Origin of the sequence: Rhodoferax sp. (assembly GCF_023701345.1) — a bacterium.
GTDB lineage: Bacteria > Pseudomonadota > Gammaproteobacteria > Burkholderiales > Burkholderiaceae_C > Rhodoferax.
Map to the genome: position 1 here is coordinate 1 of NZ_JAMPXE010000063.1, position 18797 is coordinate 18797.

The 18797-nt window shown below is 59.2% G+C and carries 25 protein-coding genes; 17 read left to right on the forward strand and 8 right to left on the reverse strand.

Translation table 11 applies throughout. The annotated features are described in order from the left end of the window. Positions 1–249 (reverse strand): hypothetical protein (locus NDI87_RS09985; RefSeq protein ID WP_296275062.1); only part of this gene is annotated, 249 nt, incomplete at its 3' end. A 93-nt stretch (positions 250–342) separates the two neighbouring features. Between NDI87_RS09985 and NDI87_RS09990 the strand changes: the two genes are divergently transcribed. Genes NDI87_RS09990 through NDI87_RS10000 form a run of 3 tightly spaced genes read left to right on the forward strand, consistent with a single transcriptional unit; the run spans position 343 to position 2250 of the window. Further along, positions 343–1089, forward strand: a complete 747-nt coding sequence (locus NDI87_RS09990) for a type IV toxin-antitoxin system AbiEi family antitoxin domain-containing protein (protein WP_296275063.1) — start codon at positions 343–345, stop codon at positions 1087–1089. Positions 1090–1097: 8 nt separating this feature from the next. Continuing rightward, positions 1098–2030, forward strand: coding sequence for a nucleotidyl transferase AbiEii/AbiGii toxin family protein (locus NDI87_RS09995; protein ID WP_296275064.1), 933 nt, complete (start codon positions 1098–1100; stop codon positions 2028–2030). A 13-nt stretch (positions 2031–2043) separates the two neighbouring features. Then, positions 2044–2250 (forward strand): hypothetical protein, encoded by a 207-nt coding sequence (locus NDI87_RS10000; RefSeq protein WP_296275065.1) that lies wholly within the window; start codon positions 2044–2046, stop codon positions 2248–2250. 248 nt (positions 2251–2498) lie between these two features. On the opposite strand, the gene NDI87_RS10005 is transcribed toward NDI87_RS10000, so the two are convergent. After that, positions 2499–2780, reverse strand: a complete 282-nt coding sequence (locus NDI87_RS10005; RefSeq protein ID WP_296275066.1) for a hypothetical protein — start codon at positions 2778–2780, stop codon at positions 2499–2501. Continuing rightward, entirely contained in the window at positions 2777–3061 is a 285-nt protein-coding gene (locus tag NDI87_RS10010) for a hypothetical protein (protein ID WP_296275067.1), read from the reverse strand. The genes NDI87_RS10005 and NDI87_RS10010 overlap by 4 nt, the downstream gene beginning before the upstream one ends. A gap of 625 nt (positions 3062–3686) precedes the next feature. On the opposite strand from NDI87_RS10010, the gene NDI87_RS10015 reads away from it, so the two are divergent. From NDI87_RS10015 to galE, 13 genes are all read left to right on the forward strand, one after another. After that, positions 3687–3944, forward strand: a complete 258-nt coding sequence (locus NDI87_RS10015) for a DUF1778 domain-containing protein (RefSeq protein ID WP_296275068.1) — start codon at positions 3687–3689, stop codon at positions 3942–3944. Between the two features lie 5 nt (positions 3945–3949). Beyond that, positions 3950–4438 carry a GNAT family N-acetyltransferase gene (locus tag NDI87_RS10020; protein ID WP_296275069.1) on the forward strand — a complete coding sequence of 163 codons (489 nt, stop codon included), beginning with the start codon at positions 3950–3952 and terminating at the stop codon, positions 4436–4438. Positions 4439–4698: 260 nt separating this feature from the next. Then, entirely contained in the window at positions 4699–4917 is a 219-nt protein-coding gene (locus tag NDI87_RS10025; RefSeq protein WP_296275070.1) for a DUF433 domain-containing protein, read from the forward strand. Further along, a complete protein-coding gene (locus NDI87_RS10030) occupies positions 4914–5249 on the forward strand; it encodes a DUF5615 family PIN-like protein (protein WP_296275071.1) in 336 nt (111 codons plus the stop codon). The genes NDI87_RS10025 and NDI87_RS10030 overlap by 4 nt, the downstream gene beginning before the upstream one ends. A 505-nt stretch (positions 5250–5754) precedes the next feature. Continuing rightward, complete coding sequence (locus NDI87_RS10035) at positions 5755–6372, forward strand: type IV toxin-antitoxin system AbiEi family antitoxin domain-containing protein (protein ID WP_296275072.1); 618 nt, start codon at positions 5755–5757, stop codon at positions 6370–6372. Then, positions 6369–7217 carry a nucleotidyl transferase AbiEii/AbiGii toxin family protein gene (locus NDI87_RS10040; protein WP_296275073.1) on the forward strand — a complete coding sequence of 283 codons (849 nt, stop codon included), beginning with the start codon at positions 6369–6371 and terminating at the stop codon, positions 7215–7217. Before NDI87_RS10035 ends, NDI87_RS10040 begins: the two co-directional genes overlap by 4 nt. Before the next feature lie 516 nt (positions 7218–7733). Continuing rightward, positions 7734–7985, forward strand: coding sequence for a pantothenate metabolism flavoprotein (locus tag NDI87_RS10045; RefSeq protein WP_296275074.1), 252 nt, complete (start codon positions 7734–7736; stop codon positions 7983–7985). Then, on the forward strand, positions 7982–8410 hold the full coding sequence (locus NDI87_RS10050) for a type II toxin-antitoxin system VapC family toxin (RefSeq protein WP_296275075.1): 429 nt from the start codon (positions 7982–7984) through the stop codon (positions 8408–8410). The genes NDI87_RS10045 and NDI87_RS10050 overlap by 4 nt, the downstream gene beginning before the upstream one ends. 297 nt (positions 8411–8707) lie before the next feature. Continuing rightward, positions 8708–8986: a type II toxin-antitoxin system ParD family antitoxin gene (locus NDI87_RS10055; protein WP_296275076.1), complete on the forward strand. Its 279-nt coding sequence runs from the start codon at positions 8708–8710 to the stop codon at positions 8984–8986. Beyond that, a complete protein-coding gene (locus tag NDI87_RS10060) occupies positions 8986–9303 on the forward strand; it encodes a type II toxin-antitoxin system RelE/ParE family toxin (protein WP_296275077.1) in 318 nt (105 codons plus the stop codon). Before NDI87_RS10055 ends, NDI87_RS10060 begins: the two co-directional genes overlap by 1 nt. A gap of 206 nt (positions 9304–9509) precedes the next feature. Further along, positions 9510–9881, forward strand: coding sequence for a helix-turn-helix transcriptional regulator (locus NDI87_RS10065; RefSeq protein WP_296275078.1), 372 nt, complete (start codon positions 9510–9512; stop codon positions 9879–9881). After that, positions 9878–11170, forward strand: coding sequence for a type II toxin-antitoxin system HipA family toxin (locus NDI87_RS10070; protein ID WP_296275079.1), 1293 nt, complete (start codon positions 9878–9880; stop codon positions 11168–11170). Before NDI87_RS10065 ends, NDI87_RS10070 begins: the two co-directional genes overlap by 4 nt. Before the next feature lie 295 nt (positions 11171–11465). Beyond that, the gene (gene galE, locus NDI87_RS10075) at positions 11466–12458 is read left to right on the forward strand and encodes a UDP-glucose 4-epimerase GalE (protein ID WP_296275080.1); all 993 of its coding nucleotides are present in this window, start codon (positions 11466–11468) and stop codon (positions 12456–12458) included. Between the two features lie 120 nt (positions 12459–12578). Here the strand turns inward: galE and NDI87_RS10080 are convergent, their stop codons facing one another. From NDI87_RS10080 to NDI87_RS10100, 5 genes are all read right to left on the reverse strand, one after another. Then, positions 12579–12884: a HigA family addiction module antitoxin gene (locus NDI87_RS10080; RefSeq protein WP_366028677.1), complete on the reverse strand. Its 306-nt coding sequence runs from the start codon at positions 12882–12884 to the stop codon at positions 12579–12581. 9 nt (positions 12885–12893) lie between these two features. Next, positions 12894–13169 carry a type II toxin-antitoxin system RelE/ParE family toxin gene (locus NDI87_RS10085; RefSeq protein ID WP_296275082.1) on the reverse strand — a complete coding sequence of 92 codons (276 nt, stop codon included), beginning with the start codon at positions 13167–13169 and terminating at the stop codon, positions 12894–12896. 114 nt (positions 13170–13283) lie between these two features. Continuing rightward, complete coding sequence (locus NDI87_RS10090) at positions 13284–15365, reverse strand: YjbH domain-containing protein (RefSeq protein ID WP_296275083.1); 2082 nt, start codon at positions 15363–15365, stop codon at positions 13284–13286. An 80-nt stretch (positions 15366–15445) separates the two neighbouring features. Next, entirely contained in the window at positions 15446–16057 is a 612-nt protein-coding gene (locus NDI87_RS10095; RefSeq protein WP_296275084.1) for a hypothetical protein, read from the reverse strand. Positions 16058–16184: 127 nt separating this feature from the next. Continuing rightward, a complete protein-coding gene (locus tag NDI87_RS10100) occupies positions 16185–17093 on the reverse strand; it encodes a CoA transferase (RefSeq protein ID WP_296275085.1) in 909 nt (302 codons plus the stop codon). A gap of 262 nt (positions 17094–17355) precedes the next feature. Here NDI87_RS10100 and NDI87_RS10105 point away from each other — a divergent pair, with 262 nt between their 5' ends. Further along, positions 17356–18600 (forward strand): nitronate monooxygenase, encoded by a 1245-nt coding sequence (locus NDI87_RS10105; protein ID WP_296275086.1) that lies wholly within the window; start codon positions 17356–17358, stop codon positions 18598–18600. Positions 18601–18797: the final 197 nt, after the last annotated feature.

An 18797-nucleotide genomic window follows, 5' to 3' on the forward strand; every position in this document is an offset into this window, starting at 1 on the left:
CGCTAGAGGAGCCAACCCGCACATCCCATCAGGAACAAGACAGGGTAAAAACCCCATCAAAGTTCGAATGTACGGCTGCAATCTCTCCGACTTTTGCATCACTGTATTTAATGCTTGCTCAAAGGGGGCGTCCATGTACGCAATGACGAAACCGGGCATGGATTGCCACGGCGCTGCGTTCCTCGCAATGACGGGGCGTTGGCTGTCATTGCGAGCGTAGCGCGACAATCCATGACTGCCGGACTTCATGGATTGCCACGTCGCTACGCTCCTCGCAATGACGGGGTTTGGCTTGTCATTGCGAGTGCTCATCTTGAATGAAATAAGTCGTATTATTGGCGTATGAAGTCAACTAACGATGTTTTTTCATTCAAGTCTGTATTGGCACAATTGCCGCGTGGTGAGCCGCTAGGGTCCGCAATGCTTGCACAATTTGGTGTCAGCGCATACCGTGCGTCTGCCTTGGCGCGTAGCGGCTGGTTGACGCATTTGGCTCGCGGGGTGTACATGCTGCCAGGTGACTCTTTGACGCGCGATGCGTGTCTGGCATTTCTCTCGCATCAGGTCACTGGCTTGCACCTGGGTGGCAAGACGGCGCTGGGGGCTGGCGGTATGCGCCACACGGTAGCGTTTCGTGACGTGCTGTCGCTTTGGGGTGACCGTGCCAAGCCGCTGCCAGCCTGGTTTACGCAAAGGTTTGAATGCCGATATCAGTCAACCCAACTTTTTGACGCCAGTCTGCCAATGGGCTTTGCCTTGCAGCCACTGCCTTTGGGGCGGCCAGACGTGCTGGTGGCCACGCCTGAGCGAGCCTTGCTTGAACTGCTGAGCGACGTGGGCAAGGGCCAGTCGCTGGATGAGGCACGCCAACTCGTCGAGATGATGCACAGCTTGCGCAGCGATGTGCTCGAAACATTGCTGGCGCATACCACGCGGATCAAAGTGGTTCGCCTGGCTCAGGCGCTCGGCGCAGAGTTTGAGTTGCCATGGGCACCGTTGGCAGCGCAGCAAAGCCACCGCCTGGGCGGCGGCAAGCGTTGGGTAGCGGTATCCAGGTCGGGCGAACGGCTGGATCTTAAAGGGGTATGAGGTACGACATGAATCAAGCGTATGTTGATACCGTCAGGTTGTTGCTCGCTATTGCGCCTTCGGTCTTTGCGTCGCAATCTTTTGCGCTGAAAGGTGGTACCGCACTTAACTTGTTTGTGCAGGACATGCCCCGCTTGTCTGTTGATATTGATGTCGTATTTACAGACCACATGCTTGATCGGGATGCCGCCCTGGAGGCCATCTCAATGGCGCTGGCCCGGTTACAGACAGCCCTGGAGGCACGCGGGTATCGAGCCATGCCTTTGCGAACCAGACTGGGCGATGAGGTGAAGCTGCTGGTGGAGGACGAGTTTGCCAGCGTCAAGGTCGAAGTTAACTTTGTATTTCGTGGAACCGTTCTTCCAGTTGTTCAAATGCCTCTGGCGCCTTCGGCACGCGAGTTGTTCGCCACAGGCCTGACACTGCCGGTGCTGAACACGGCTGAGCTTTACGGCAGCAAGCTGGTGGCGGCCATGGACCGGCAGCACCCGCGCGACATTTTCGATGTGCTGCAAATGCTGGCACGTTTTGGTTGGCAAAGGTCATTTGTCGATTGCTTTGTGGCCTACCTTGCTGGCCATAACCGCCCGGTGCACGAGGTGTTGTTCCCAACAAAGCAGCCCTTGGCATCAACTTTTTTGAGTGAGTTCCAGGGCATGACGCGCGATGAACTTCCGTTGGCACTGCTTGAAGAAGCACAGCAAGACCTTATTGATCAATTGCCCAGGCGGCTGACCCCGGAGCACCGCGAGTTTTTGCTCTCGCTGGTGCGCGCAGAGCCAGTTTGGGAGTTGATGCCTTTTGAGCATCTCAGGTCGCTGCCGGCATTGCGTTGGAAACTGCTGAATCTGAAAAAACTGAAGTCCACCAACGCGAAACGGTTTTTCGCACAACACAGCGAGCTGCAAGCAAGATTCCACGATCTTGATGCGAAAGCCTGAGAGTGTCTATACCATGAAGATTCTCCTGTACGGCATCAACTTCACGCCCGGAGCTGACCGGCATATGCAAGTACACGGGCGAGATGGACGAGCTGTAGACAACCCGGCTGCTTTGGAAAATTTGCGCCAGCAGGCATTGATTCGATTCCAGGAAGCTTTTACCTGGCCTGATGTGCTGGCGCAGTATGAGGCGTTGCTGACGCGGTATTTGCCGGGGTGAAAGGGGGAGGGGGCACGGATGGCCACGGCGCTGGCGCGCCTCGCAATGACGGTGACATGGCTGTCATTGCGACTACATCCATGTGGTGGACCTGGCGCTGGGGCACCTGAAGGCGCTGGCGCGCCGAGCGAGGGCTGGACGCCATGTGTGCTGATGCTTGGCGGTGGCAAATAAATTCAATCGCGGCGAGGGGCCGCTGCCACGGGGATTTGTAGGGTCGACTTCAGTCCGCCCTACGGGAGCCGGTGTTATTGCTGATTCACCAAATGACCGCTCACAAATTTATGCAACAAACTGGCTGCAAAAGTTTGATATGGCACACCTTCCTCAAGCGCGCGTGCCTGCAAGTTTCGTAAATCTCTGCTTGAGATGCGGATGTTCAGTCGTTGATCTTTTTTGAATGTCGCCTCTGCAGCTGCCCGATGGGTTTTGATCTGCTTTGCCACGCCGCTGACGGGTCTAAGTGTGCCAGCCTCCCATGCCTTCAGTATCTCCAACTCTTCATCGTCGTACTTGATGGTTTTTTTCATGAGTTGCTCCTGTATTGCTTGGTTGCCTTGCGGCTAGGGATGATTGTTTTCAGAAAGATTTCAGTTTCAGATTCAATAAATGGCACTGCGTAGACGTAATCGTCAATTTGCACCATAGAAATTTTTTGCCCAGGATACTTTTCCTGGTTTGGGTGTTCAAGCACAGCCAGTTCGTTTCCGCTGGCAATCTCAAACACAATCCGCTCGAACGATATACCCCGTTCATGGATCAACAACTGGTTTTTTTCTGCGCTCCAATTGAATATTTTTTGATCGGACATGTGTGCATTTTAGGCACACATATTGTTGAATGTCAACGACATGTATCGGACCAATACAAATTGCCCAGATTGCCGCGTGGCTGGCTGCACGCGGGCACCAGGTGCGCGCCATGAGCCTTGTGGGGTCGAATTCATTCGACCTGGCGGGTGCAAGTCCGCCCTACGGAGGCCGCAATCCACGAAGTCCGAATACATTGATTGCCACGGCGCTGACGCGCCTCGCAATGACGGGGCGTTGGCTGTCATTGCGAGCGCAGCGCGGCAATCCAGGGTTGCCGGATTTCATGGATTGCCACGTCACTGCGTTCCTCGCAATGACGGGGCGTTGGCTGTCATTGCGAGCGCAGCGCGGCAATCCAGGGTTGCTGGACTTCATGGATTGCCACGTCACTGCGTTCCTCGCAATGACGGGGCGTTGGCTGTCATTGCGAGCGCAGCGCGGCAATCCAGGGTTGCCGGACTTCGTGGATTGCCACGCAACGTCTGCGGGGCCACGGCGTTGATCCATTTTGCGGGCCTCAAGGCGGTGGGGGCGCAAGCCAGCGGCCCCGTCATTTCACGCGTATTGACAACAGCTATACAACCAACTACCATTGCCTCAACAACTTCACCCTAGGACAAACTCATGCGTGATGCCGCCATCAACCTGCGCGCCAGACCAGTGCAGCGTGATCTGATTGACCACGCCGCCCAGTTGCTGGGCAAAAACCGGTCCGATTTCATGCTGGAAGCCGCCTGTGACAAAGCCCGCAGCGTGTTGCTTGACCAGGTTTTTTTCAACCTGGACGAAGCCCGGTTTCAAAGTTTTGTCCAACTGCTCGACGCGCCCGTGACCCCCAACGCGGGGCTGGAGCGGCTGATGGCCGTCAAGCCGGTTTGGTAAGGGGCATGAGTCTGGACTTCCAGGCCCCGCAACCGTTGCTGCCAACGCATCGCTGCGACGCGTTTGCCAGTTCAGAGCCCGAGCTTGATGCCTGGCTGATGCGGCGCGCCTATGCCAACCAGCTCAGTGGTGCCAGTCGGACCTTTGTGGTGGTCGATGCGCAGCAAACTGTGATGGGCTATTACGCTTTGGCAGTTGGTGCTGTGTCGCATCAAATCGCAACGCCTTCGGTGCGACGCAACATGCCAGACCCAGTGCCGGTGATGGTGCTTGCCAGGCTGGCCGTGGACCAGCGCGCCCAAGGCCGCAAGCTGGGCGCATCGCTGTTGCAAGATGCTGTCAAGCGGTGTGCGCTGGTGTCGCAACATGCGGGCGTTCGGGCTTTGCTGGTGCACGCCCTGCATGACCGGGCCAAACAGTTTTATGAACACTACGGCTTTCAGCCTTCAGCCATTCACCCGATGACCTTGTTGCTTCGACTGCAACAAAGTTGAGCAGGACAGGCAGCGGGCCACGGCGGCTGTGGCGACCGGGCTGTAAATTCAGCGCGGTTTCAATTGCAGGTGGCGGCTTTTGTTGGCACGGGGGATGGATTGCCATGTCGCTTTGTTCAATGACGGATTCGGTATCTTGTGGGAGGCCCGCCCTGGGCCGATGGTTTTGGCGTCAATCGCGGCGATGGCGCAACTTCTAGCCTGTCAACACCGCGTTCAGGCAAAATCACTCTCGATCACGTCATCACAGGAGTTTTTATATGAACAGAATCACGTTGGAACCGGGCAAACGTGGCGGCAGGCCTTGCATACGTGGCCTGCGCATTACCGTGTATGACGTTTTGTCTATGCTGTCGAGCGGTATGTCGCAGCAGGAGATTCAGGATGACTTCCCTGAACTGACACATGAAGATATTTTGGCGGCGCTGGCTTACGCAGCCGAGCGCGAACACCAAGTTTATTCATACAGGGTTCAATGAAGCTGCTACTTGACGAGAATTTGTCGCGACGTTTGGTGCCATTTCTGCAGCACGACTACCCCGGAAGTATTCAGGTGGTGTTGCTCGGGATGGAGTCGGCCACTGACAAGGAAGTTTGGCAAAAGGCCAAAGAGGATGATTACGTCATTGTTACCCGCGATGCTGATTTCCAGGAGTTGTCTTTGGTTTGGGGTCAACCGCCAAAGGTCATTCGCCTCAAGACGCTCAACCAGACACGTGCCGCCACTCTTAAGTTACTGATCGAAAGCAAAGACGTAATTGCCGATTCTTTGTTCACTCAAAGTCTTGCTTCGATTGAAATCGTTACCTGATAGCGACCGTGGCGTAAAAACGCTGGTGTTCAACCCGGTGGGGGCGCATGCCAGCGGCCCCGTCATTGAGCCCGCCGTATCCGGCCCGCTACCGCACACGGACCTTGAACAGAGACTTCGTCACTGCGAGCGAAGCGCGGCAGTCCATGACTGCTGGACTTCCTGGATTGCCACGTCACTGCGTTCCTCGCAATGACGGCTGTTTGTCTCGTCGCTGACGCGTCTCGCAATGACGGCTGTTTGTCTCGTCACTGCGAGCGAAGCGCGGCAGTCCATGACTGCTGGACTTCCTGGATTGCCACGTCACTGCGTTCCTCGCAATGACGGCTGTTTGTCTCGTCACTGCGAGCGAAGCGCGGCAGTCCATGACTGCTGGACTTCCTGGATTGCCACGTCACTGCGTTCCTCGCAATGACGGATTTGGTGGCGATTACCCGTGCACATGTTTGTTGCTATTGTTAGTATTTTGTTGACAAGTAACTAAACATTGCAACATACTCATGCGATGAAGCCACACTCCGATTCGACTCACGAGCAAGCTGTTCTTGCTATGGCCAGCCAGCGCGTGCTGCTGCGTGCACGTGACCTCGCAGAACAAGCGTTGCCGACCGTTGTACTCAGTCGTCTGGTCACTGCCGGCAAGCTTGAAAGAGTCGCCCGCGGCATTTACAGCCTGCCAGGGAGTTCGCTTAGTGAGCACCGCTCACTGGCAGAGGTGGCGTTGCGTGTGCCGCGCGGAGTGGTTTGTCTGTTGTCTGCATTGCGGGTTCACGGCATCGGCACGCAGGCGCCGTTTGAGGTTTGGCTGGCAATTCCGCCTCGCACACCGGTGCCACGGCTCGATCAGCCTGCCGTTCATGTCGTACGCATGTCAGGCGCTGCTCTGGCCGAGGGCATTGAACGAATCCAGGTCGATGGCGTGGCGGTGCCGGTTTACTGCGCGGCGAAAACGGTGGCTGACTGTTTCAAATACCGTAACAAAATTGGTCTGGATGTGGCGCTTGAGGCGCTGCGAGATGGCTGGGCGCAACGCAAACTGACAATGGATGCGCTGTGGCACTATGCCATCATTGATCGCGTGGCAAATGTAATGCGCCCCTACCTTGAAAGCGTAACCGCGTGAGTCGCAGCAATCTGGCAGCTTCCGTCCGCGCCCGCCTGAAGAAGCACGCAGACACAGCAAAGCAGGACTTCAACCTGACGCTGACGCATTACGGTCTGGAGCGGCTGCTGTACCGGCTGTCCATTTCCACCCATGCACTCAATTTTTTGCTCAAGGGCGCGCTGTTGTTTTCACTCTGGTATGACCTGCCACACCGGCCTACACGCGATGCCGACTTGCTCGGGTTTGGTCCCGATGACATCGACTCCGCTGTATCCACCTTCCGTGAGATCTGTCAGATACCCGTGGACGACGGGATCGTGTTTGACCCCACCTCGGTGAAAGGATCGCTCATCCGAAAGGAAGCTGGCTACGGCGGTGTGCGGCTCGACCTTCATGCCGAGCTCGATGGTGCCCGTATCGTGTTGCAGGTAGATATCGGATTCGGTGACGCAGTAACGCCGCAAGCGCAAGCTATCAGCTACCCCGTATTGTTGAACGACCTGCCTGCCCCACAACTGCGCGCCTACCCAAAATACACCGTGGTGGCCGAGAAGTTTCATGCCATTTGTTTGCTGGGAATGAGCAACACCCGAATGAAAGATTACTTTGACCTGTGGGTGCTGCTGCGTGACGACATGCTTGATGCTGACGAACTTAACCGTGCGATCAAAGCAACTTTTGCCCGTCGGAATATGCCCATGCCCTCATTCTTGCCCGACGGCCTGAGCGACGCTTTTGTGACGGATGCCGTCAAGCAGATTCAGTGGAACGCGTTTTTGAAAAAGAACCAGCTCGCTGCCATTGCATTGGCCGAGGTAGTGACATTGCTGCGCAACATGTTTCACAAGGTCGGTGTTGTTTGAGTAATGACAGGAATTCAATCGCGGCGAGGGCGTCGCTCCCACAGGGATTTCCTCTTGTCATTGCGAGCGAAGCGCGGCAGTCCATGGCTGCCGGATTTCATGGATTGCCACGTCGCTGACGCGCCTCGCAATGACGGCTGTTTGTCTCGTCACTGCGAGCGTAGCGCGGCAATCCATGACTGCTGGACTTCCTGGATTGCCACGTCGCTGACGCGCCTCGCAATGACGGCTGTTTGTCTCGTCACTGCGAGCGTAGCGCGGCAGTCCATGAACCTTTCATCAAGGCGCCGAGTGAATGTGTGCAAAGCAAATACAAGGGTCCGACTTCAGTCGGCCAGGTCGAATAAATTCGACCCCACAGGGGGCCTGGATTGCCGCGCTGCGCTCGCAATGACGAGCGAGCCCAGCTGCGCTGGGGGATGCAAGGGATTGATGGGCAGTCCATATCAGGTGCCAATCGCGCCGACATTGTTAAATTGCATACAATGATTTCATTGCAATCACCGGAGTGAACTCATGAGCAGCCTGACCGTTCGAAACCTCGACGAATCCGTCAAAAACAGTTTGCGTGTGCGTGCGGCGCGCCATGGTGTGTCCATGGAAGAAGAGGTGCGGCAAATTTTGCAGAAGATAGTCGCCCCCGAGCAAGCCGGGCAAGTCAGCTTTGCCGACCGGGTCAATAGCCGGTTTGCCAAGCTGCAGCTTGAAGCCCTGCCCATTCCGGCGCGCCAAACTGCCCGCACACCACCGGCCTTCGACGCGCCATGAGCAACGGCTTGCTGCTCGATACCAATGTGCTGTCAGAGCTGATGCGAGCCCAGCCGGCGGCGGCTGTGCTGGACTGGTTTGCTCAAAATGCGCAAAGGGTCATGCACACCAGTGCCATCACGCAGGCCGAGATTCTGACTGGCATTGCCCTGTTGCCCGCTGGCCAACGTCGTGCTGCACTGGCCACGGCAGCCGAACAGATGTTTGCGCAGGATTTTGCCGACCACTGCCTCGCCTTTGATATGGCCGCTGCCAAGCACTATGCCGTGCTTGTGGCAGCCCGCACCCGGATGGGACAACCTGTTTCGACCGAAGACGCGCAAATTGCCGCAATCGCCCTGGCCGCCGGGCTGACGGTGGTGACCCGCAACACCAAAGACTTTGAAAACATCGAAGGTCTGATACTGGCGAATCCTTGGGAATGACCAAATCGAACAACGTCGGAGGTCAGCGTGCCATCACACTCATGAACGGCGCTGGCAGCGGTTTGCGGGCGTAGCGCGGCAATCCAGGACTGCCGGATTTCATGGATTGCCACGGCGCTGACGCGCCTCGCAATGACGGGGCGTTGGGGGCATGGATTGCCACGTCACTGCGTTCCTCGCAATGGCGGGGTTGGGCTCGTCGTCGCAATGACGGATGCGGAGGAATTACCCAAGCACTGAGAAGAATCACGTGTTTTGCGGTAGGATTAAATCCCACACCATTGCATGGAGCCCAAGATGCGTACCACTCAACAGTTCAGCGTGACATTACCCATTGAAATGGCCAACCTGGTTAAAACCAAGGTGGCCGGTGGTGAATATGCCACCGAGAGTGAGGTTATTCGCGATGGGTTGCGGGTGTTGATGGCGCGTGATCGCGCGGTTGAAAGCTGGCTTGCACAAGAAGTGGCTCCGGCATACGACGCGCTCAAGGCCGATCCAGGCCGCGCCATTCCCATAAATCAGGTGCGCGAGCGCCTGGCTGCTCAGCACAAGCTTGCAACCCGGCAGACGTGATGCGCTACCGCGTTGTCTTTACGCCAGAAGCCATGGCGCAGGTGGAAGCCTTGTACCGCTATGTTGCTCAGGCTGCGGGGCCGGATATTGCCAGTCGCTACACGAACGCAATCATCACCTACTGCGAAGGTTTGCACACGTTTCCCCTCAGAGGCATGCGCCGTGACGATATTCGCCCTGGTCTGCGCATTACAAACTACAAAAAGAGGGCTGTGATTGCCTTTGCTGTGGAAGCTGAAGTGGTCTCAGTCATCGGCGTGTATTACGGTGGGCAAGACTACGCGTCTGTCTTGCGATGGGAGCAGGATGATCTCTAGCCAATGCGCTGATCCAGCATGCGCGGTAGGAATGCATGGATTGCCACGTCACTACGTTCGCAATGACGGGGCGTTGGCTGTTCGCTGCGCGCCTTGCCATGAAAACCGAGTTTTGGTTTGTTGTGGGGTCGAATTTATTCGACCATGGCGGAAAGGGCGCTTGAATAGCGGTGCTCCAAGATGCAAATACGCCTACAATAGGCGCCATGAAAGCTATTGATTCGTTTAAGGACCCTGAAAAGAGCCTTAATTTAAATAGGTTGCCATTGCCGCTGCCAGTTGAGCGAGCCATCCAGAAGCTGGGGGTGGACCTGTCGCTGGCGCGGCGGCGTCGACACATTTCGCAGGCTTCGCTGGCAGAGCGAATTGGCGCTTCGCTCAACACGGTCAAGCGCATGGAAAAGGGCGACCCCCGTGTTCCGCTCCACTTTGTCGCGCGCACACTTCATGTGTTTGGCGACATCGAGCGCTTGTCGCAATTGCTTGATACCGGCCAGGACCAGATTGGCCTGGTGTTGATGGACGCGCAATTGCCCAAACGCATCAGGGCGAGCAAGACGCCAGGGGTTGCCCTATGAAGCCGGCCACAAGCATTCAGGGAGTGGATGTCTGCGTGGGCAAGGCCGGTGTGTTGGCCGGACACCTTAGCTACGCAAAGCAGGGGCAGCGCGAGTTTTCCACCTTCGCCTATGACACCCAGTGGTTGACAAGCCCGAGCCGGTTTGAGGTCTCGCCTGACCTGCCACTGATGGCCGGATTCCAGGCGCGGCGCGCGCCGTCCAAAGCGGATTCGATCTTTCACCTCGCGTTGGCAGACACCGCGCCCGATGCCTGGGGGCGGCGCGTTATTGCGCGCGCCCATGCCAAGGAACGCAAGAACAACCCGAACCTTGCGGCGTTGACCGAGCTTGACTACCTGACGGCTGTTGACGACTTCAGCCGCGTGGGGGCGCTGCGCTTGCGCGATGCCCAAGGCATATTCTTGCGCACCTTTGAAGACGGCAAACGCACGACGCCGCCGCTCGTGGAGCTCGAACATATCTACAGTGCCAGTCGCGCGGTAGAGACGAGCCAGGAGACCGCCCAGGACCTGGCTTACTTGCAGGGCAAAGGCACATCGCTGGGCGGCATGCGTCCCAAATGCACGCTTCTTGATGAGCACGGTCGTCTGGCCATCGGCAAGTTCCCAAGCGTGACTGACGCCCGAAGTGTCACTCGCGGCGAAGTTCTGGCGCTGTGCCTGGCCCGCGCCGCAGGCATCCAGGCAGCGTCGGCGCGCATCCTGGACATCAATGGCACTGCGGTGGCGCTCATCGAGCGATTCGACCGCACACCGGACCTGGCCCGCATTCACTACCTGTCGGCAGCATCGATGTTGCAGGCCTCGCGGGAAGACGACCGGTCGTACACAGAGATAGCCGACATCATTCGCTCCAGGTGCGTCAACCCCACTGCCGACGTGCGCGAGTTGTGGCGCCGCATGCTGTTCAACCTGCTCATCACCAACGTGGACGATCATTTGCAAAACCATGGTTTTCTCTATGAAGGCCATGGGCAGTGGCGGCTGGCCCCGGCGTTCGACATCAATCCATTTCCTGACAAAGACAGGGAATCCAAAACCTGGCTGTCACCGCAGACCGGTCCCATTGATTCCTTGCAGATGCTGCTTGACCACGCCGACTACTTCAGCCTGGGTGCGCCTGGTGCGGCGCTGGCAGTTTTAACTGAGGTGATGACAGCCTTGTCAAACTGGAAAGCCGTCGCAATGTCCCCGGCGGTAGGGCTGACGCGCAAAGAGCTCGACGATTTCGCGCCCGCGTTCGAACACGAAGCGGCACAGGCCGCACACGATGCGCTGGCGGGTTAATCAGAATCTGCCCCAATTAATTGCATACGCAGCTTGAGCAGAGACTTCGTCACTGCGAGCCCTTCGACGGGCTCAGGACAGGCTGCAGCGCGGCAGTCCAGGGGCCCTGTCCCGTCATTGCGTAGCGCGGCAATCCAGGGCTGCGGACTTCATGGATTGCCACGTCACTACGTTCCTCGCAATGACGCATGGATTGCCACGGCGCTGACGCGCCTCGCAATGACGGTGACATCGCTGTCATTGCGAATGGACCACAGCGTTTACCATCGACGTTTTTAAAGTAGATTGACCAACCATGATTTTTGTTACCGGTGGCGCGGGCTATATTGGGTCGCATACGGTGGTCGAATTGCTCGATGCCGGGCACGACGTGACGGTGTTTGACAACTTTTGCAACAGCCAGTCCGAAGTGCTGGCGCGGGTGGCGCGCATCACGGGCAAGCAGCCAAGACTGGTGCAGGGTGACATTCGCGATCAGGCCGCACTGACGACGGCTTTGCGCGCCAGCGGCGCCACGGCGGTGATCCATTTTGCGGGCCTCAAGGCGGTGGGCGAGTCGGTGCAAAAGCCGCTGGCCTATTACGACAACAATGTGGTGGGCACCGTGCGCTTGCTGCAGGCCATGACCGAATGTGGCGTGAAGATGCTGGTGTTCAGCTCGTCGGCCACGGTGTATGGCGACCCGCAACGCCTGCCACTCACCGAAGACCACCCGCTCTCAACCACCAACCCCTATGGCCAGACCAAGCTGGTCATAGAAGACATGCTGCGCGATGTGCACCGCAGCGACCCCGCCTGGCGCATCAGCATCTTGCGCTATTTCAACCCGGTGGGCGCGCATGCCAGCGGCCTGATTGGCGAGGACCCGCAGGGCATTCCAAACAACCTGCTGCCCTTTGTGGCCCAGGTGGCGGTGGGGCGGCGCGAGTTTTTGAACGTGTGGGGCAATGACTACCCAACCCCCGACGGCACCGGCGTGCGCGACTACATTCATGTGGTTGACCTGGCGCTGGGGCACCTGAAGGCGCTGGCACGCTTAAAAGATCACGCCGAGTGCCGGGCCATTAACCTGGGTACCGGGGTGGGCTACAGCGTGCTCGACATGGTGCGGGCTTTTGAGCAGGCCAGCGGCAAGCCGGTGCCGTACATAGTGGCACCGCGCCGCGCCGGCGACATTGCAAGCTGCTACGCCGACCCGGCCCAGGCGCTGGCCCTGCTGGGCTGGCGCGCCGAGCGCGGGCTGGATGCCATGTGTGCGGATGCCTGGCGGTGGCAGATGAATTCATAACTTGTCGAATAAATTCGACCATGGCAGACTAAAGTCCGCCCCACAGGGTTCAAGGTCCGTGTGCGGTAGCGGGGCGGATACGGGCGGCTCGCAATGACGGTAGCTTTCGCAATGACGGGTTCAGGCAAACGCTAACTGGTCAAGCGGCTGCATTTGAATCAATTCATTGTGCAATTTGGCTTCGGCCTGCCATAGGTCATATTTGCTCTGCATATCCAGCCAAAGCTGGGCACCATTGCCAAGCAATGTTCCTAAGCGCAATGCCATTTCAGCAGAAACACCACTGCGCTCCGCCAAGACGGCATGAAGCGTTTGACGGGACACGCCCAGGTTACGGGCAAAGGCACTGACGGACATGCCCGCCAAGCTTGGCAGGACGTCTTCGCGCAGGATGGCACCGGGATGTGTGGGGCTACGTTTACGCATCATCTACTCCTAATGATAGTTCTCAAAATCAAGCTTTACGGCGTCTTCACCTTGCCATTCGAAGGTGATGCACCATGGACCATTTACATGCACGCTATAGCGCTTTGGCTTGCCTTGAAGCCCATGAAAATCAAAACCAGGAACGTTCAAAGCCTCCGGAGTTTTTGCCGTGTCAATGGCGTCCAGCCTTCGCAGCGCTCTGTCTGCAAGCGTCTTTTGGATTTTCGCGCTCTTGCCAGTCTCAAACAACTCCGAAAGGCCCTTGTGCACGAATGATTCAATCATGAATTAAGTGTAATGCACTTCTTTACAACCTGTTGCCCCAGCGCGCCGATGCCACTGGGCAAAAAGGGGCGGATGCCAGTGGCTCCGTCATTGCGTAGCGCGGCAATCCAGGGGTCAGGGCATCAACCCGCGCCCATACAGGTAAAACGACTCGCGCAGGCGCGGCAGCTGGGTGCCGAGGTAGTCCGGCGTCATGCGGCCCGAGTTGAGCAGCTCCACTTCAGATTTGTAGCTCAGGTCCACCGGGCGCACGGCGTTGGGGCGCTGCGAGTTGGCTTTGTCGGTGTCTGAGGTCAGCAGCGAGCGGATGGGCAGGGCATAACGCGGGTTGCCGCCGAGCTGGATGGCATGGGCGCCCATGCCCTGGCGCGGGGTGAGCGGCAGGCTTAGCTCCAGGCCGACAAAGCTGTTGCCGCCGCCTTGGCGTGCAAACATTTGCAGGGCCACGTCACCAAACCAGCGCGTCAGGGCCAGGGCCGGGCCCTTGCTGCCGTCGGTGTAGCTGTGCACGCCGCCTTCCAGCCAGGTGGCGTGGCTCATGCGCCAGCGGTAGCTGGCCGAGCTGGCGTTTTGGGTGCCGGGCAGCTCGGTGCTGTCGGTGGCATGCACGGCGCGGGCGCGCAGGTGCACGCTGTCTTCGGGGCGGCCGGGCACAAACACGGTGGCTTCGGCCTCCAGCCCCGCGGTGTTGTACTGGTACAGGCCCGCGCCCACGCTGGCCAGGGTGTGCCGGCCCAGCCAGAACGATTGCTGCAGCGCCAGGGTTTGCAGGCCGTTGCGGTGGCGCAGGTTGGCGTAGGCGCGGCCGGGGTCCATGTTGATGCTGTTGTCAATGCGTTGCACCACGTCGGCATAGGCTTCTGCGCCGGTCCACAGCGGTACGCTGGTGCGGGCCTGCACGGCCAGCGAATGGTTGAACAGGCCGATCTCGGTGCCCACGGTGTAGTTGAGCAGCGGGCTCAGGGCCACGCGCACGCGGTTGACGGGCTGGGCGCCGCCATGCGCCCAAGCCACGGTGCTGGCATCGTAGCCGGGCAGGCGGTCATAGCCCAGCGTGGCCTGCACGGCAGACGATTCGGCCGCGTCGCGCAGCCAGGCGCGGTAGCCGGGCACGCTGACCGACGCCTCGGACACCACCAGGCCGGTTTTGCGGGTGATCACATGCAAACGACGGCTGCTGGCGGGCGCGTGCTCGGCGGCCAGGCCCAGCGCAATGCCCAGGGCATCGACCTCGTTGTGCAGGTAGCGCTGGTTCTCGTATTCCACCACCAGGTCGTCGCCGATGGTGCCCACGCGCACACGGTCCAGCCCGGCGGCGCGCAGGGTGCTGTAGAGCGTGGCCAGGCGCTCGGCGCTGGTGGATGCTGCCGCCAGCGCGGGCAGCGGCGCCTGTGTTTTGGCCGCGTTGCGGCCGCGCTGCGTGCGCGTGGCGTCGTCGCTTTGCAGCGGCACCACCAGTGCCAGGTTGACACTGTTGGTGTCTGACTGCTGGGGGGTGGCGCCGCCAAAGGAGCGCTGCACGGTGCCGATCACTTGCGCATCGCCCAGCCAGGGCAGGACCGGGCTGTAATAGCGCAGGCCGGCATGGCGGCGGGTGCCGTCGGACTCGGCCAGCAGCGTGGCGCGGGTGTCCCACAGGCGCAGTTCGGCGCCGCCAAACACGCCGTCGAGCACACGGCCGGCCTTGCGCAGCACAGATTGCTGGCTGCGCGCATAGCCCAGCGACCAGCGCAGCGGGCCCAGTTCGTCGCTGGCCACGGCATAGATTGAGCGGAAGTACACCGCCGCTTCGCCGCCGTAGTCGGTCAGGCCCAGCGCCAGCTTGGGCAGGCCCCGTGCCTCGATGGGGAGCTGCCACTTGAGGCTGGCGGACAGGTCGCCGCCGATCAGCTCGGCGGAGTCGGGGCGCGGGTTGGGCAGGTTCTGGTTGTGGTTGAGGCGGCCAAACAGCTCCACTCCGCCGCCCAGGCCAAAGCCGGCGAGGTAGTTGCGCTGGTGGTTGTAGCGGGTGCCGAGGTTGGGGTCTTCGTTGCCGATGCTGACCACCGCGTCGCCGCTGCCGAGCACGTAGGCCGACGGAATGTTGAGCCCGCCCACCGCGCCCAGGCTGGCGACACCGAGGCCCTGGGCCTGGGCGGGCCATGCGGGCCACAGCAGCAGGCCGGCAACAGACATCAGGGCGGGCAGTTTGTTCATGCGGAATCAGAATGAGTTGGCAAAAAAAACCCGCTGGCTGCAGCGGGTTTTGTATAAGCGCGGGGCGCTTCAGCAGATGCTTAGCTGCCGGCGCCGGTGGTGGTTGTGGTGCTCACCGTGCCGACGGTCTGGCCAGCCACAGTCACCGTGCCGGTTGCAGAGACAGCTACAGAAAGAATGACATCGGCAGAAGTTGTGGTGCCCAGAACGAAATTGGTTGGGGTGTCTGTAGCAGTGCCGGTGGCGGTGTCGCCAGCGGTTTGCACTTCAAGCGCGCATGGGGTGACGGTGACTATTTGGCCAACGGCCAGTTTATGCGGCGTGACAAAGTCAGACGTGGTGATGGTGAAGATGCAAGAGCCAAAGCCCATGGTGCCGGTGGCCGTTTTGCCCTCGGAGCCGATCGAGAAACTGGGTGCAGCACCCGAGCCGCTCAGGACCAGCGTGGTAGCCGCAGAGGTGCCGAGTTCGGTAACCGCGGGGAAGGAGAATGTTTTGTCCAGCACGGCGGTGACAACAGCGGTGGATGTGGCGGTATCGGTGGCGCTGATGGCTGCAGTTTTGTCCACAGAGGCCACTGTGACCACGGCGGGTGCGTCGCTGCCGCCACAAGCGGCCAGCGTAGCAGCCAGCGTCAGACCCAAACCAAATTTAGCCAGTTTGACGCCTGCCGTTGATGAAAATTTTTGCATTCCTGTACCCCTGTTGGTTAAAGTGTTGACGCATATCATTTTGAAGGTCCACAAGAGGCAGTCCCGGTATGTTTGTTCACGCCGTGACAAAGAAGCAATGATTTTGTTAAGCGTGGACGGAGCGCTTTCAACTTTGCGGCAAGGTGTGCAGCGGGATGTCGTGCGCAAGCGCCAGTTGTTCCAGTTCCCGGCAACTGCGCTGCGCCACAAACCCGGCAATGGCCTGTTGCGTTGTTGCCTCCATCATCATGGCCGGGGTGCACCAGGCCAACCCCGCAGCGGCGCACAATGACTTGGCAAAATGCGGCTCCAGCGCCGCCACGGCGACGCGGCCATCCAGGCAGGGGTAAAGCCGGTAGCCGGCGTGGCCACCGCCAATCGGGGTGCCCGGCAGCATCAGGCCCCAGCTGCGCGGCAGCGCCAGATGGGCGGCTGCTTCCGACAAGGCGACTTCAAAGTGATGGCCTTGCTTTGTTTGTTGTTGCAGCAGCACCGCCTGCAGCACGGCCTCGACGGTCAGCAGGGCGCCAGTCATGTCGGCGTACAGCGTGGCGGGCAAATCGACTCCGGTGACGAGGTCGTTTTCGGCCAGGTAGGTGAGGTCGTGGCCAGGCGCTTCGGCTCTGGCACCTGGCGCGCCGACGATCATCACCAGCGACAGCGCCGGGTAGTCCTGATGCAGCGACGCCCAGTCCAGCCCCAGTTTTTTCAGGGCGCTGGGACGAAACGAGGTCAGCAGCACGTTGGTATTGGCCAGCTCGCGCTGCAATGTTTTTTGACCGGCTTCTGTTTTGAGGTCCACGGCCTCGATGCGAATGCCCGCATGCAAGGCGTCATAAGCCGTGCTGCTGTAGGCGCTCATCGGGTCGCCGGTGATGCCTGCGGGCGCGTTGGCCGGGGCTGGCGGTTCGAGTTTGACGCAGCTGGCACCCATGTGTTTGAGTCGTGACAGGGCGGCCGGGCCGGGCAGATTGAGGCTCAGGCTGAGGACGTGCACGCCCTTGAGGGCTTGCGGTGTCTTGGCTAAGGTGGTCATGGCGTGAGTGAAAACAAAAAGTGGGTGATTGCCTGGTCTGCAGACGCGGGGGCCGGCAGTCATGAGACGGTCTTGTTGAGCGTCTATTGTCAAGTACGCGAAGCCATCATGGGTAAACAGGGTGCGCTGGTTGTCACAGGGTGGGGTGGTTAGAATTGCAGACCCGCAAGATCATTGCATCTTGCCATTTTTTGCCGTTGGACAACCTGTTGGAGGTGTCCTGCGGAGCCTCTCGAAGCGATTTTTTCGCTCAAGGATTCTCATGAAACGTGTTGATGATTTTCGCCTGAAGTTCGGCCAGAAAGAGTATGTACCGATCATGGTCGGCGGCATGGGTGTGGACATCTCAACGGCCGAACTGGCGCTGGAAGCAGCCCGGCTCGGCGGCATTGGCCACATCTCGGATGCCATGGTCAACGATGTGTCGGACCGGCGCTTTGACACCAGCTTTGTCAAGGACAAGACCAAGCAGTACAAGTACAACATCAACAACCTCGACAAGTCGGGTGTCAAGTTTGATCTGGATGTGCTGGCTGATGCCACGCGACGCCATGTGGGTGCCACCATGGAGGCCAAGAAGGGCGGCGGCCTGATTTTTGTCAACTGCATGGAAAAACTCACCATGAACAGCCCGCGTGAGACGCTGCAGGTGCGCATGGCCTCGGCGCTTGATGCCGGCATTGACGGCATCACCATGAGCGCGGGTCTGCATCTGGGCTCGTTTGGCCTGATTGCCGACCATCCGCGTTTTCGCGACGCCAAGCTCGGCATCATCGTCTCCAGCGTGCGTGCGCTGCAATTGTTTTTGCGCAAGAACGCGCGCCTCAATCGCCTGCCTGATTTTGTGATTGTGGAAGGCCCGCTGGCCGGCGGTCACCTGGGCTTTGGGCTGGACTGGGCGCAATACGATCTGGCGATCATCATCGCCGAGATCATCAAGTACGTGAAAGACGAGCAGCTCAACATCCCCGTGATCGCCGCAGGTGGCATTTTTACCGGCAGCGATGCCGTGTCGTTTCTTGAAACCGGCTCGGCGGCGGTGCAGGTTGCCACGCGTTTTACCGTGGCCAACGAATGCGGTCTGCCGGCCGATGTCAAGCAGGATTACTACCGTGCCAACGAGGAAGACATCGAGGTCAACACCATTTCGCCCACCGGTTATCCGATGCGCATGCTGAAAAGCTCTCCCGCCATTGGTGACGGCATCCGGCCCGGCTGCGAGTCGTATGGCTATCTGCTTGACGCCAATGGCAACTGCGCCTACATCACCTCATACAACCGGGAACTGGCACTGCACCCCGATGGCAAAAACATCTCGGTCATGGACAAAACGTGTCTGTGCACGCAGATGCGCAACTTCAAGGTGTGGACCTGCGGCCATTACACCTACCGTCTCAAGGACACCACCCGCCGCAATGCGGACGGCAGCTATCAGACGCTCAGCGCCGAGCACATCTTCAAGGACTACCAGTTCAGCGTGGACCACCAGATTGCGCTGCCGGTCTGATTTTTAACGTGAAATAACGCCGTCATTGCGAACGAGGCGCGGCCGGTATCGTCATTGCGTACATGGACGCCCCCTTTGAGCAAGCATTAAATACAGTGATGCAAAAGTCGGAGAGATTGCAGCCGTACATTCGAACTTTGATGGGGTTTTTACCCTGTCTTGTTCCTGATGGGATGTGCGGGTTGGCTCCTCTAGCG

Bases quoted from the DNA above. Each gene is read 5' to 3' on its own strand.
- NDI87_RS10080 (WP_366028677.1), bottom strand. From the start codon at position 12,884: ATGCGTAAACGTAGCCCCACACATCCCGGTGCCATCCTGCGCGAAGAC.
- NDI87_RS10020 (WP_296275069.1), top strand. From the start codon at position 3,950: ATGAGTCTGGACTTCCAGGCCCCGCAACCGTTGCTGCCAACGCATCGC.
- NDI87_RS10100 (WP_296275085.1), bottom strand. From the start codon at position 17,093: ATGACCACCTTAGCCAAGACACCGCAAGCCCTCAAGGGCGTGCACGTC.
- NDI87_RS10045 (WP_296275074.1), top strand. From the start codon at position 7,734: ATGAGCAGCCTGACCGTTCGAAACCTCGACGAATCCGTCAAAAACAGT.
- NDI87_RS10095 (WP_296275084.1), bottom strand. From the start codon at position 16,057: ATGCAAAAATTTTCATCAACGGCAGGCGTCAAACTGGCTAAATTTGGT.
- galE (WP_296275080.1), top strand. From the start codon at position 11,466: ATGATTTTTGTTACCGGTGGCGCGGGCTATATTGGGTCGCATACGGTG.
- NDI87_RS10105 (WP_296275086.1), top strand. From the start codon at position 17,356: ATGAAACGTGTTGATGATTTTCGCCTGAAGTTCGGCCAGAAAGAGTAT.
- NDI87_RS10010 (WP_296275067.1), bottom strand. From the start codon at position 3,061: ATGTCCGATCAAAAAATATTCAATTGGAGCGCAGAAAAAAACCAGTTG.
- NDI87_RS10065 (WP_296275078.1), top strand. From the start codon at position 9,510: ATGAAAGCTATTGATTCGTTTAAGGACCCTGAAAAGAGCCTTAATTTA.
- NDI87_RS10060 (WP_296275077.1), top strand. From the start codon at position 8,986: ATGCGCTACCGCGTTGTCTTTACGCCAGAAGCCATGGCGCAGGTGGAA.
- NDI87_RS10050 (WP_296275075.1), top strand. From the start codon at position 7,982: ATGAGCAACGGCTTGCTGCTCGATACCAATGTGCTGTCAGAGCTGATG.
- NDI87_RS10015 (WP_296275068.1), top strand. From the start codon at position 3,687: ATGCGTGATGCCGCCATCAACCTGCGCGCCAGACCAGTGCAGCGTGAT.
- NDI87_RS10030 (WP_296275071.1), top strand. From the start codon at position 4,914: ATGAAGCTGCTACTTGACGAGAATTTGTCGCGACGTTTGGTGCCATTT.
- NDI87_RS09990 (WP_296275063.1), top strand. From the start codon at position 343: ATGAAGTCAACTAACGATGTTTTTTCATTCAAGTCTGTATTGGCACAA.
- NDI87_RS10000 (WP_296275065.1), top strand. From the start codon at position 2,044: ATGAAGATTCTCCTGTACGGCATCAACTTCACGCCCGGAGCTGACCGG.
- NDI87_RS10055 (WP_296275076.1), top strand. From the start codon at position 8,708: ATGCGTACCACTCAACAGTTCAGCGTGACATTACCCATTGAAATGGCC.
- NDI87_RS10025 (WP_296275070.1), top strand. From the start codon at position 4,699: ATGAACAGAATCACGTTGGAACCGGGCAAACGTGGCGGCAGGCCTTGC.
- NDI87_RS10085 (WP_296275082.1), bottom strand. From the start codon at position 13,169: ATGATTGAATCATTCGTGCACAAGGGCCTTTCGGAGTTGTTTGAGACT.
- NDI87_RS10035 (WP_296275072.1), top strand. From the start codon at position 5,755: ATGAAGCCACACTCCGATTCGACTCACGAGCAAGCTGTTCTTGCTATG.
- NDI87_RS10090 (WP_296275083.1), bottom strand. From the start codon at position 15,365: ATGAACAAACTGCCCGCCCTGATGTCTGTTGCCGGCCTGCTGCTGTGG.
- NDI87_RS09995 (WP_296275064.1), top strand. From the start codon at position 1,098: ATGAATCAAGCGTATGTTGATACCGTCAGGTTGTTGCTCGCTATTGCG.
- NDI87_RS10070 (WP_296275079.1), top strand. From the start codon at position 9,878: ATGAAGCCGGCCACAAGCATTCAGGGAGTGGATGTCTGCGTGGGCAAG.
- NDI87_RS10005 (WP_296275066.1), bottom strand. From the start codon at position 2,780: ATGAAAAAAACCATCAAGTACGACGATGAAGAGTTGGAGATACTGAAG.